This window comes from Aquamicrobium terrae (assembly GCF_052978165.1).
Map to the genome: position 1 here is coordinate 201,925 of NZ_JBRKLZ010000003.1, position 12,681 is coordinate 214,605.

Below are 12,681 nucleotides of genomic sequence, written 5' to 3' on the forward strand. Positions count from 1 at the left end.
ACCCACAATAAAACCGGTGAGCAAACCCGCGCACCCCTGTTTTTTCTTGCGATGCAATCCCATGATCGACCATCGGCCGGCATGTAATGCTTTGCACGCAGTTGCTCGAATATGAGGAACGGCCGCAATCGAGGGGAACAAGATGGAACAAATCGCGGTGAAACATTCCGAAAGGGAAGTCACACTGATCGCCCAACCGGACGATCCCCTGCCGGCGGGCAAGGCTGCCGCGCTCGGTCTGCAGCATGTGCTGGCCATGGATGTCTACATCGTACCTTTCATCATCGCGTCGGCACTTTCCTTCGGGCTCGGCGACGCCACTTCTTTCATCCAGTCAGCCTTCGTGGCGGCGGGGCTCGCCACGCTCATTCAGTCGCAACTGTTCATGCGCTTGCCGGTGATGCAGGGGCCTTCCTTTGTGCCGATCGGCGCGGTGCTGGCAATCGCCTTTGCGGCCGGCGGCGGTCTTTCTGGCCTTTCGGCAGTGATCGGGGCTTTGATTCCGGGCGCGATCCTGATGATCCTGCTCGGTTCGCCGACCAAGATCTTCCACAAGCTCGTGGGCCGCTTCGTGCCACCTGTCGTTGGCGGGACGATCATTATCGTGGTTGGCGTGGCGCTGATGCCGGTCGCCCTCAATTCGAGCGTGTTTGCAGTGCACGGTAGCGCAACGGTTGGTGGCAATATCCTGCTAGCCTTCATTTCGGCGGCGATTCTGGTCAGCTGCATGCTAACAGGCATCGTGCTTGGCGCGCGCGGAACATGGCTCCGCCTTTTCTCGGTGATTCTGGCGCTTGCAGCTGGCTGCGTAGCGGCGTTTTTCATGGGGCAGCTCAATTTTTCTGGTGTTGCAGCGGCAAGCTGGTTTTCACTGCCACGCTTCGCATTCGCCAGCCTCGAAGTCAGCTTCTCGCTACCGGCCGCCCTTTCCATGCTGATCGTCTATCTCGTAGTGCTGGCGGAAACGACCGGTACTTGGTTTGCGATTGGCGCGGTCACCGGAAAACCACTATCCAACGAGCAGTTGGATCGGGGTGCCACAGGCGAGGGTATCGGCTGCCTGATCAGTGCGCTTTTGTGCAGCACGCCGGTGACAGGCTATTCCTCCAATGCCGGGATAATCGCAATCACGGGCGTCGCAAGCCGCGTGGCCTTCGCGGCCGCCGGCATTTTCCTCGTCGTCTTCGGGCTGATCGGTAAGCTCGCAGCCATCATTGCTTCCATTCCCGAACCGGTGATCGGCGGTGTGTTCGGCGTTTTGTGCGTGGTTATCGCCATGAACGGCTTCCGCGTGGTGCGCGCCACCGTGCTCAATGAGCGCAATATGCTGGTGATCGGCCTACCGGTGCTGATGGCTCTGTTCGCCACGCTTGCTCCGCAAGATTTTGTGAAAACGCTGCCGGACTTCATGCAATATCTTCTAGGATCGTCTATCGCCTTCGGTTCAGTCTGGGCAATCGTCCTGCATCAGATACTTCCGGATATCGCGGAATGACCAGGTTGTCACGGGCCCATGCCGCCCTCGAGCACAAGCCGGGCGGCTTCCTGCGCCTCGGAACGGCGAAGATTTCGCCATCCTGCACAACCCGAAATACGACTTCAACGAATGGCAACCAGACCGTCGGCGCGGCCCTGTGGGCGCGGCTGGCTCGAATGACCAAGAACCTGAGCTCGTTTCCGGCGACGAAGGCGCCTGGAGCTCAACCGTAAAAGCAACGTGTTCGAGCGGTTCCGTTTCAAACGGAACCGCTTTAATTGCTTTCATATGGTATCTGATGCAAACACTGCTATGCGATGCCGGTATAATCGGCAGCGGCGCTGAGGACGGCCCGCACCGACGCGGTTGCGACATCGTCATCGATTCCGACGCCGAAGATTTTTCGTCCATCATGGGTGCGGCATTCAATATAGGCGGCGGCCTGCGCATAGGTGCCCTTCTTCAGTGAATGCTCGTGATAGTCGACGACTTCCAGGTCGATGCCGCAACTGGCCTGCAATGCCGCGACCGCGCTTGATATCAAACCGTTACCTCGCCCCGTTATGGCGATCTCCTTGCCGCGATGTCGAATACGCCCGGCGAAGATACGTGCTTCCCTGCTACGTGCCGGTCTGCTTTCCTTGTAGGTCAGCAGTTCGAAATCGGTGTTCCTGTCGAGATGATAAACGTCGCTGAACAGCGACCAGATCATTTCGGCGGTCGTTTCCTTGCCCGTATCGTCGGCAAATGCCTGAACGCGGCGGCTGAAATCGATCTGCAGCGGACGTGGCAGCTTCAGCCCGCGGTCCTGTTCCAGTATCCATGCCACGCCTCCCTTGCCTGACTGGCTGTTGACGCGGATGACGGCTTCATATGTCTCGCCTATATCCTTTGGATCGATCGGCAGATAGGGCATTTCCCATATGCCGTCATTGCGGCTTTCATGCGCGGTAAAGCCCTTGCGGATGGCGTCCTGATGGGAGCCGGAAAAGGCTGTATGCACCAGTTCGCCAGCATAGGGATGACGTGGATGAACCGGCAAGGCATTGCAATGCTCGACCGTGCGCACCACAGAGCGCATCTCGGGGAAATAGAGTTGCGGGTCGATGCCTTGCGTATAGAGATTCAGCGCCAGCGTCACGAGATCGACATTGCCGGTGCGCTCGCCATTGCCGAACAGGCAGCCCTCGACACGATCGGCCCCCGCGAGCAGAGCCTGTTCCGTCGCGGCAACCGCCGTGCCCCGGTCGTTATGCGGGTGCACGCTTATAATCACGCTGTCACGGCGCGAGAGATTGCGGCAGAACCACTCGATCTGGTCCGCATAGACATTCGGCATTGCCACTTCGACCGTAGCGGGCAGGTTCAGGATCACCTTGTTTTCAGGCGTCGGCTGCCAGACGTCGAGGACTCGTTCGCAAATTTCCAACGCGAAATCAGGCTCGGTAAAGCAGAAGGTTTCCGGCGAATATTCGAAAGTCCAGCGAGTCTCGGGCTGTTTCCGGCTTTCTTCCAGCATCGCGGTTACACCGCAGACCGCGAGATCGATGATCTCTTCCTTCTCCATCTTGAACACCACGCGGCGAAACAGCGGCGCCGTCGCGTTGTAGAGATGCACGATGGCCTGTCGCGCTCCGCGCAGGGATTCGAAGGTGCGCGCGATCAGGTCGGTGCGCGATTGCGTCAACACCTGGATCGTCACATCCTCAGGGATAAGATCGTCTTCGATGAGCCGACGAACGAAATTGAACTCCGTCTGCGAGGCCGAGGGAAAGGCAACCTCGATTTCCTTGAATCCGATCTCCAGCAGCATCCGGTAGAAGCGCATTTTCTTTTCGCCATCCATCGGATCGGCAAGCGCCTGATTGCCATCGCGCAGGTCTGTCGAAACCCAGCGTGGCGCCTGCGTCAATCGGCGGTTCGGCCATTGGCGGTCGGGCAACGTGATCGGGGAAATGAAAGGACGGTATTTATGGACGGGGTTGTGCATCATGGCAATAAATTCCTTCTGCTGCGTCGGGCAGCGACTTCGGCAACGGAACGGGTACTGACGGCAGGTTACGACCGTCGGGTCGCCATCAGGCCCAACGGTCGCCGGTAAGTCGAAGGAGAAGAAGGAACGAAGCAAGGCGCACGCCATCCAACGGAGCGGTGAATGCCGTCGAAAAAGACATGAGGGGGCGGGCGCAAGCGAACACTCGGCAGCTTTCCGGAAAATCCGTTTCTGCGATCCATAATATGCACGTGAGCATTGGCATTCTTGCGCGTAAAGGTCATTATTGAGCGCAAAAGGGTCAACTCATGTCGTTGAATTATCCCGCACCGCTTTCGCTTGCCGTATCCGCCGTCGCGCAGGACGATGTCTCCTTCGCCGGTCCGCCGCATCGGCATCAGAATGCCCAACTGATCTATGCGCGATCCGGCGTGGTGTCGGTCACGACCGAAAGCGGCACATGGGTTGTGCCGCCCAACCGTGCGGTCTGGGTTCCTTCAATGGTGGAACATGCAACCCGCAGCCACGGGCCGGTCCAGTTTCGCACAATCTTTGTCCGTTCGGATGCCGCCCGGTCCTTGCCTCCATCCTGCGGCGTGGTGGAAGTTTCGCCCCTGTTGCGGGAGTTGATCCTGCGCCTAGTCGAACTGCAGGGCCACGCCGTCACGGCCTTCGCACAACGCATAAGCGAACTGTTGCTGGACGAATTGACGTTTCTCCCAACGGAACCGCTCAATCTACCCATGCCCTCGGACCAACGCCTGCGCGACCTTTGTCGCGTGTTGCAAGCGAAACCGGACACCGACCTATCACTGGATGCGGCGGCCTCCCGAACCGGGATGAGCAGGCGTAGTTTCATGCGTCATTTCGAACGCGAAACCGGCATGACCTACGGCCGTTGGCGGCAGCAGGCCCGGCTGCTCGCTGCCCTGCCCGTTCTGGCAGAGGGACGCCCCGTTGTAACGGTCGCATTGGACTGCGGCTATCAAAGCGCGAGCGCATTCGCCGCAACATTCAAGCGCAGCATGGGGCGAAGTCCGTCGGGTTACTTCAACGACGCGCTTCGTCAACGATAAAAGCCGGCCACGTCAGCCGTCATCCGTTATGGCGTTTGCTGGCGCTAATCGCTGGGTGAGCTTTTCTGCTACAGTTCCGAATCGTCGGGCGGGCGTTGGAGGAGGATGAGATGAAGTTCGAATCCGCGCTCGATTTGCAGGCGCGCATCTTTTCGCAGATTTTCCAGTTCATCGAACTGCCGGCGATGGCGGGCGTTGCCCGGCCGTCCCCCGGACTGTTCCTCGATCCCATGCTGTTCGAGACGAAATCGGCGCGACCGAGAAGGCCGCCGCGGCAAGGGCTGAACGATATCGCGCTCGGCATCACCGGCGCGCGAGGCGACGAGGCCAGGCTGGCGGTGCTCGTGCAGAATCGCAACAAGGTTCGCAGCACGGTGGTCGACGAGATTGTCGGCTTCGCCAGAGGCGAGGCCGATGTGCTTTACATCGGTCGCCAGAAACCGCTTTGGACGACTGTGCGCAACGATCCCATCAGGCCCGGCGTGAGCATTTCCCCAACGACCGTTCCTTATGCCGGCACGCTTGGCTGCTTCTGTCGCGACAATCTGAGTGGCAGGACAGGTATCCTTTCCAACAATCACGTGCTTGCAGATGTCAACGCCGTGGCTGTCGGAACGACGATCATGCAGCCCGGTGCGCGCGACGGCGGCAGGCCGGTGGAAGACGTCATCTGCGAGCTGGCCCGCTTCGTGCCGATCCAGTTCGGCGGCTTCCCCAACCGGGTGGATGCCGCGGTCGCTGCGCTCACCGAGCATGGCCGGCGCGAGGACCGCCACACGCTCTATGACAGTTCCGACGAGCCTGCGCCCGCCATCACCCTGCGACCGGATGCACTGGTCGAGGCGGTGCCCGGCATGACGGTATTCAAGACAGGGCGCACAACCCGTCATACGCGTGGCCGGGTGCGCGCCGTCAATGTCAATAACTATCTGGTCGATGTCGGCGTTGGCGTGGCCCGGTTCGACGGGCAAATCGTCATCGAGACCGACATGGCGCCGCAGCCTTTCAGCCGGCCCGGAGACAGCGGGTCCCTGATCGTGGACGAGGAGGGCCGTCCGGTGGCGCTGCTATTTGCAGGGTCGGCTTCGGGCGGCGCCGGAAACGTTGGAATGACGGGAGCGAACCCTATATCATCGGTGTGCGAAGAACTGGGTGTGACGCTGATATAGGTAACACATGGCCGCCACCAAGCACTCCATGGAGCAGGCGCGCGAAATCCAGAAAGCCTTCCAGGAACGGTTCGGCGATCGGAAAGGGCTTCTGGGCATCGGCATCTGCCTCAATCCACGTGAGGATGACCTTGCCCTCAATGTTTCCGTTTCCCGCAGCGAACAGGCCAGCGGCCTGCCGGCCTCCTTCGACGGCCTCGAGGTCATCGTCGATGTGGTGGGCTCCGTCCGCGCCTACTGACGCCTACGGATCTGTTGCGGTCATGGCCGAGCGCACCGGCTGCCCGGCACGATGATCAAGACCGAGCCTCGAGCCTGAACATGTCGACGAAATCCTGAGCCGCCGGGATATCCCCTTGCACCCCGATGAAGCCCTTGGCAATCAGCAGGGACAGCGGCGCCGTGCCATAGACCGCTGCCGCCATCGCATTGCCGTTTCCAATGAGGACGAAGGGAGCATCGAGCCGGGCAACCGATGCGGTCGACAGGCGGCCATCGACCAGCTCCATCTCAAAGGCTTCCTTTCCGAAGTCGAAACCTGCCAGTGCCCTGCGCCTGCCTGCCCGTTCGTACACCAGGTTCACGCCCATCGAGATCATCAGCGCCGACGGGCTGATGAAGCGCGAGGGATCGTGCCCCGGTACGGTCAATGCCCACCGGCACAATGCTTCCAGGACCGGCAGTAGGCCTCGCCCGGCATCGGTCAGGGAATAAAGGCCCAGTCGTTCGTCATGCGCGACGATCCCGGTTTCGTGCAACTGCGCCAGCCGGCCGCTCAGCACGCCGGCGGTGATGCCCGGCAGGCCGGCACGGATCATCTGAAAGCGCTTGGGCGCGAACACAAGTTCGCGGACTGCCAGCAGAGCCCAGCGATCGCCGATCAGGTTCAGCGCGTGCGCGGCCAGACAGCCTTCGTCATAGCGGATCCGCGAGGTCTCATAGTGCTTAGTCATTTTTTAATACTATCAGTTGCTTTTTCGTACCACAAGAGTCATCCTGGGTATGCGGGGGCTGTGATCCGGTCCGAGAGGAGAGAGATGGCCTATTATACCGGTTGTGTTGCAGCCGTTCCGACCGCGAACAAGCAGAAATACATCGAGCACGTGAACGTCGCCTGGCCGCTGATGCGAAACTATGGCGCGACCCGCATGGTCGAGAACTGGGGCGTCGACGTTCAAAAGGGGAAAGTCACCGATCTCTATGGCGCGGTGAATGCCAAGGACGATGAAACGGTCGTTTTCTCGTGGATCAAATGGCCGGACAAGCCGACCGCCGACACTGCTTGGGAAAAGATGCAGAATGATCCGGCCATGAAGGAAATGCCGCAAATGCCGTTTGACGGCAGTCGCATGATCTTTGGCGGCTTCGAGCCGATTTTCGTGGAAGGCACCGACAGAAGCCTCGGCTATATCCAGGGTTTCGCATTGGCGGTGCCGGAGAAGAACAAGGCCGCCTACGTCAAGTTGGCCAAGGAAGCATGGGAAGGTGCGTTCAAGCCCAATGGCTGCCTGGGCATAGTCGAAGCCTGGGGTGTCGACGTGCCACATGGCAAGCAGACCGACTTCTATCGAGCGACCAAGGCGGAGGAAGGCGAGGTGCCGCTGTTCAGCTGGACGGCATGGGCAGACAGGGCAACCTGCGACGCCGCGGCCAAAGCGATGGAAGCAAGCATGGAGGGACAGGAATTTCCCGAAATGCCGTTTGACGGCATGCGCATGATGTGGGGCGGGTTCGAACCGATCTTCGACTCTGCCAAAAGCCGCTGAGCGTCATCGTCCAGACCTTCAACTGGCTGCCCGAGTTCCCCTGCGGCTTCGAGCGCGATCTTCGCGTCCGTTGGGCGCTGGAGGAGATCGGGCAGTCGGGAGATGCCGTGCCGTTGCAGGCAGCTATGCAGGAGCGCGCAGAGGGCGATCTCAGAGGCAGCAGCATATGCCGCTCATTCGATGGCGTTGAGGGCACGCCTTTGCCGGTGCATCTCGAGGAAGATGCGATAGTCGCGGTCGAAACGCGCGGCGGCTTGCCTGTTCGGCAACCTGTGCCTTCCGTTCTGCTGCATGCCGATGCAAGCGGCGGCAAGATCCGGATAGAGGCCGGCTGCCGTTGCCGCCAGGCTGGCCGTTCCGGTGAGCACGGAATCGTCCGACAGCGGCTCGACCACGGTGCAGCCGGTGGCGTCGGCATAGAGTTCCATCAGGAGCGGGTTTCGCGTGTGGCCCCCGGTCACATGCAACGTGTCGATCAGATAGCCGTTGTCGTTCATCGTTTCGAGTATGTGGCGAACGCCGAGCGCTATGGAGACGGCGGTGCGCCAATAAAGCCGGCACAGGCCGTCGAACGAGGCGTCGAGCGTCAGGCCGCTGATGACGCCGACGGCGTGCGGATCGGCCAGCGGTGAGCGGTTGCCATGGAAATCCGGCAGCACATGCAGGCGGCCGGCAAGGTCGAGACCTTCGGCGGCGCGCAACTCCATGATGCGGTCCACGATCCGCGCATGCATGGCGACATCTGGCTCGCCGCCCGCGCCGTGGCAGCGGATGATATGGTCGAGCAGCGCGCCGGCGGCCGACTGGCCGCCCTCCGTCAGCCACAGACCCGGCAATGCTGCGCCGAAGTAAGGTCCCCAGAAGCCGGCGAAGGGCTGCGGTTCGGGCGACAGGGCCATGACGCAACTCGACGTGCCGGCAATCAGCGCAAGATGACGGCCGATGCCGGACGCGTCGCCCGCGAAGCGCCCGAGCACGCCCAGCGCGCCGGCATAGGCGTCGATGACCCCGGTGCCGACCACGCATTCCCGCGTCAGGCCAAGCTTATCGGCGGCTTCGACCGACAGCACGCCGAGGCTGGCTCCCACGGGACTGGCACGCCGCGGCAGGTTCGCCCGCTCGAACAGGTCGCCAAGGCCGATCCGGTCGAAGAAATCGGGACGCCACGGCTCGGCCTCATGGGCGAGATAGGTCCATTTGGCGGTGAGCGTGCATTGCGAGCGCGCCGCCGATCCGGTGGCCTTCCATGAGAGGAAGTCGGCGAGGTCGAAGAAATAGCCGGCCTGCGCCCAGCTTTGCGGCAGATGGCGCTTCAGCCACATCAGCTTCGGCGTCGCCATCTCCGGCGACATGACGCCGCCGATGAAGTCCAGCACGGCATGACCCGTATGCGTGCATTCATCGGCTTCGGCGATGGCGCGATGGTCGAGCCAGACGATGGTGTCCCAGCGCCGCTCGCCCCCAGTCGAAACGCTCACCTGCCCGCCCTGCCGATTCCGCGCCACCAGCGAGCATGTGGCGTCGAAGGCCAGCCCGACGATTTCGTGCGGGGCGGCCCCGGCTGTTTCGCGCGCCGTGCGCACGGCCGTGCAGACGGCCCGCCAGATGTCTTCCGAATCGTGCTCGGCATGATTGGGAAGGGGCTGGTGCAGGGCGATCGGGAAGGCGGCGCGGCCGAGCAGGATGCCATTGCGGTTGAATATGCCGGCCCGCACGCTGCCCGTGCCAACATCGACAGCACAGACATATCCGCTCTTCAACACGCCGCTCTCTCGATCACACGCCTGCAAGGCCGGCCATCGCAACTGTCGGCGACTATAAAGGCCGCACCGGGCGACGCAAGCGGTGAAGGTGGGCGGGGCGAGGCCGGCGCTACGGCAAGGGCGGCGGCTTCATGGGTTCGACAAATAGCGGCGCAGGGTTTCGCGTGTGCCGTTCGCCCACAGATCCCGCAAGGCTGTCGCGAAGGCCGCCGAGAATACGGCCGACTGTCCCACCTCGCCGTAGATGTCTTCCATCGCGAGCCATGCGCCGGGGTCGCTGCGGGCAGCTTTGGCGGTTGCCTGCACGCGGTCCCAGTTCGGGTCGTTCGGCTCGATGACGGCGCCCGAATCCGTGGTGCCGAAGCAGTAGCGGCACCACAGGGCGGATTCGAGCGCCAGCCCGGCAATGCCTTTGCCGGCCTTCAGCCGGTCGACAATGGTGGGGATGATGAATTTGGGCTGGCGGTTGGAGCCGTCGAGGCACAGCCGGCGCACCGTGTCGCCGATCTTCGGATTGGAAAAGCGCTTTTCGATAAGCTGGTAGTAATCCTCGAGGCTGGTGTCGGGTACTGGCGGCACGGTCGGGATGATTTCCTCATGCTCGACTTTGGCCAGGAAATCGCGCACCAGCTTCTCCTGCATGGCCTCGTGGACGAAGTGGATGTCCATCAGCCCGGCGGGATAGGCGATGGCCGCGTGCCCGCCATTGAGGATGCGTATCTTCATCAGTTCGTAGGGCGCCACGTCGGCAACGAATTGCACGCCAGCCTGTTCCAGCGGCGGACGCCCGGCGGTGAAGCGGTCTTCCAGCACCCATTGCCGGAAGGGCTCGCAGAAAACCGGCCAATTGTCCTCGACCCCGAAATCGTCCGCCAATATCGCGCGTTCCCGATCCGTGGTCGCGGGCGTGATGCGGTCGACCATGCTGTTCGGGAACGCGACGGTCTGCGCCACCCAGTCCGCGAGTTCGTCATCGACCAGACGGGCGAGCCCGATCACCCCGTCGGCGGTCACCCGGCCATTGTGGGGGATGTTGTCGCAGGACATCACCGTGAAGGGCACGATGCCGGCGGTCCTGCGCCGCATCAGCCCGGCCAGTATGAGTCCGAATACGGTCTTCGGGCTGGCGATATTCGCGGCATCGGCCACGATGCCGGGATGGATGGGGTCGAAATGGCCGGATGCCGGGTCGATGAAATAGCCGCCCTCGGTAATGGTCAGGGAAACGATACGGATCGCCGGGTCGGCCAGCCGCCCGATGATGGCGGCGGTATCTCCCGGCATGATGAAATCGACCATCGCGCCGGTAACGCGCGCCCCGATATGGTCCTCGTCCTGCTCGACCACCGTCGTCAGCCAGTCCTGCTCGATGAGCTTTTCGCGGTTCGGCCTTTCGCCTTCGAACACGCCGGCCCCGACCAGTGCCCAGTCGTGGCCGATGCCGGCGTTGAAGAGCTCGTCCAGATAGACGGCCTGATGCGAACGGTGGAAATTGCCGACGCCGAAATGCAGGATGCCGGGGCTCAGCCTGTCGCGCTCGTAGCGCGGCTTGGCCACCCCGGCGGGAAGTGCTGCGAGGGTTCCTAGAGACAGCTTGACGGTCATGACTGCATTTCCTTCCAAAAGCCGGCACAAGGCCGGGAAGACCCTCAGCTCATCCAGTTGCCGCCATCGACGTTGTAGGTCTGGGAGACGATGTAGTCGGCCTCCGCGCTGGCGAGGAACACGGCCATGCCGACCAGATCCTGCGCCGTGCCCATGCGCCCATAGGGCACGGCCTCGCCGACCAGACGCTTCTTCTTGCCGAGCGGGCGGTTCTCATACTTTGCAAAGAGGGAATCGACGTGATCCCAGTGCTCGCCATCGACCACGCCCGGCGCGATGGCGTTGACGTTGATGCCGTGCCTGATCAGGTCGAGCCCCGCCGACTGGGTGAGTGAGATGACCGCCGCCTTGGTGGCGCAGTACACGGCCACCAGCGGCTCGCCGCGCCGCCCGGCCTGGCTTGCCATATTGATGATCTTGCCGCCCTTGCCGCGCGCGATCATCGAGCGCGCCGCTGCCTGCAGCATGAACAGGGTTCCGGCGACATTGACGGAGAAAAGCTTCTCGTAACTCGTCCGGCTGATCTCCACGATGGGCGCGAGGTCGAACAGCGCGGCGTTGTTGACGAGGATGTCGATGCCGCCGGTCTTCCGCTCGACCGCCTTGATTGCGGCGTCGATTGAAGCCTGATCGGTTACGTCGAGATGGATCGCGTAAGCGGCGGGACCAAGCTCCGCCGCGGTTTTCTCGGCGGCCCGATGGTCGATGTCGGCGATGGCGACCGTTGCGCCTTCACGGATATAGGCTTCGGCGAAGGCCTGGCCGATGCCGCGGGCCGAACCCGTGATGAGCGCCGACTTGCCTTGCAGATGCATTCAGATCGCCTTTCCGTTCTGGTCGAAGCGGTGCACCTTCGAGGAAGTGGGGCTCAGATAGACGGTGTCGCCATGCTGAACGGCGAACTCGCCATCCGTCCGCACGGTCAGCGCCCCGACGCCCTCGGCCTGCACGTGGAGGAAGGTATCGGAACCGAGATGCTCGGCCACCCCGACGGTCGCCTTCCATGTTCCTTCGCTGGTCGAGATCGTCAAATGCTCGGGCCGGATGCCGATGGTGTGGGCGCCATGCTTGCCGGCGGCCTCGCCCTCGATCAGGTTCATCCGCGGCGAGCCGATGAAGCCGGCGACGAACAAGTTCTGCGGGTTCCTGTAGAGCTCCATGGGCGAACCCACCTGCTCGACCCTGCCGGCATTCAGCACGACGATCTTGTCGGCCATGGTCATGGCCTCGACCTGGTCGTGGGTGACATAGATCATGGTGGTCTTGAGCTGATGGTGCAGTTCGCTGATCTCGAGGCGCATGGTGCCGCGCAGCGCCGCATCGAGGTTGGACAGCGGTTCGTCGAACAGGAAGGCCGTGGGCTGGCGCACGATGGCGCGGCCGATGGCGACGCGCTGGCGCTGGCCGCCGGACAGTTGCCCCGGCCGTCGGTCGAGATAGTCGGTGAGGTTGAGCACGCGCGCCGCTTCCCTCACCTTGCGGTCGATGGTTTCCCGGTTTTCACCGGCCATCTTCAGCGGGAAGGCGATGTTCTTCGCCACCGTCATGTGCGGATAAAGCGCGTAGGACTGGAACACCATCGCCAGCTTGCGCCTGGCCGGCGCCTCGTTGGTGACGTCGCGGCCGTCGATGCCGATCGTGCCGCCGCTGACGTCCTCCAGCCCGGCGATCAGGCGCAGCAGCGTGGATTTCCCGCACCCGGACGGGCCGACGAAGACGACGAACTCCCCGTCCTCTATGTTGAGGTCGATGTTGGGGATGATAGTCGCCGCTCCGAACGACTTGCTGACCTGTCTAAGTGTTATGTTGCCCATGAAATGACTCCGCGAGCG

The 12,681-nt window shown here is 62.4% G+C and carries 11 protein-coding genes and 1 pseudogene; 6 read left to right on the forward strand and 6 right to left on the reverse strand.

Annotation, left to right across the window (positions count from 1 at the left end; translation table 11 throughout):
- The first annotated feature begins 142 nt into the window (after positions 1-142).
- Positions 143-1,495 carry a solute carrier family 23 protein gene (locus ACVCNR_RS24060; protein WP_447076813.1) on the forward strand — a complete coding sequence of 451 codons (1,353 nt, stop codon included), beginning with the start codon at positions 143-145 and terminating at the stop codon, positions 1,493-1,495.
- 26 nt (positions 1,496-1,521) lie between these two features.
- Positions 1,522-1,710: pseudogene (locus ACVCNR_RS24065) on the forward strand (hypothetical protein); the annotation flags it as partial.
- 77 nt (positions 1,711-1,787) lie between these two features.
- Here the strand turns inward: ACVCNR_RS24065 and leuA are convergent.
- Positions 1,788-3,470, reverse strand: coding sequence for a 2-isopropylmalate synthase (gene leuA, locus ACVCNR_RS24070; protein ID WP_447076914.1), 1,683 nt, complete (start codon positions 3,468-3,470; stop codon positions 1,788-1,790).
- A gap of 308 nt (positions 3,471-3,778) precedes the next feature.
- Here leuA and ACVCNR_RS24075 point away from each other — a divergent pair, with 308 nt between their 5' ends.
- The 3 genes from ACVCNR_RS24075 to ACVCNR_RS24085 all read left to right on the forward strand — a co-directional run bounded on the left by ACVCNR_RS24075 (position 3,779) and on the right by ACVCNR_RS24085 (position 5,956).
- On the forward strand, positions 3,779-4,546 hold the full coding sequence (locus tag ACVCNR_RS24075; protein WP_354197742.1) for an AraC family transcriptional regulator: 768 nt from the start codon (positions 3,779-3,781) through the stop codon (positions 4,544-4,546).
- A gap of 110 nt (positions 4,547-4,656) precedes the next feature.
- Positions 4,657-5,715: a trypsin-like peptidase domain-containing protein gene (locus ACVCNR_RS24080; RefSeq protein ID WP_447076814.1), complete on the forward strand. Its 1,059-nt coding sequence runs from the start codon at positions 4,657-4,659 to the stop codon at positions 5,713-5,715.
- Positions 5,716-5,722: 7 nt separating this feature from the next.
- Entirely contained in the window at positions 5,723-5,956 is a 234-nt protein-coding gene (locus tag ACVCNR_RS24085) for a hypothetical protein (RefSeq protein WP_354197746.1), read from the forward strand.
- Positions 5,957-6,011: 55 nt separating this feature from the next.
- On the opposite strand, the gene ACVCNR_RS24090 is transcribed toward ACVCNR_RS24085, so the two are convergent.
- The gene (locus ACVCNR_RS24090; RefSeq protein ID WP_354197748.1) at positions 6,012-6,668 is read right to left on the reverse strand and encodes a winged helix-turn-helix transcriptional regulator; all 657 of its coding nucleotides are present in this window, start codon (positions 6,666-6,668) and stop codon (positions 6,012-6,014) included.
- Positions 6,669-6,752: 84 nt separating this feature from the next.
- Between ACVCNR_RS24090 and ACVCNR_RS24095 the strand changes: the two genes are divergently transcribed.
- Positions 6,753-7,481 (forward strand): DUF1428 domain-containing protein, encoded by a 729-nt coding sequence (locus ACVCNR_RS24095; RefSeq protein WP_447076815.1) that lies wholly within the window; start codon positions 6,753-6,755, stop codon positions 7,479-7,481.
- A 173-nt stretch (positions 7,482-7,654) separates the two neighbouring features.
- Here the strand turns inward: ACVCNR_RS24095 and ACVCNR_RS24100 are convergent, their stop codons facing one another.
- From ACVCNR_RS24100 to ACVCNR_RS24115, 4 genes are all read right to left on the reverse strand, one after another.
- On the reverse strand, positions 7,655-9,241 hold the full coding sequence (locus tag ACVCNR_RS24100; RefSeq protein WP_447076915.1) for an FGGY-family carbohydrate kinase: 1,587 nt from the start codon (positions 9,239-9,241) through the stop codon (positions 7,655-7,657).
- 132 nt (positions 9,242-9,373) lie between these two features.
- The gene (locus ACVCNR_RS24105; RefSeq protein WP_447076816.1) at positions 9,374-10,849 is read right to left on the reverse strand and encodes a mannitol dehydrogenase family protein; all 1,476 of its coding nucleotides are present in this window, start codon (positions 10,847-10,849) and stop codon (positions 9,374-9,376) included.
- Positions 10,850-10,893: 44 nt separating this feature from the next.
- Positions 10,894-11,664, reverse strand: a complete 771-nt coding sequence (locus tag ACVCNR_RS24110) for an L-iditol 2-dehydrogenase (RefSeq protein ID WP_447076817.1) — start codon at positions 11,662-11,664, stop codon at positions 10,894-10,896.
- Positions 11,665-12,663 (reverse strand): ABC transporter ATP-binding protein, encoded by a 999-nt coding sequence (locus ACVCNR_RS24115; RefSeq protein WP_447076818.1) that lies wholly within the window; start codon positions 12,661-12,663, stop codon positions 11,665-11,667.
- Positions 12,664-12,681: the final 18 nt, after the last annotated feature.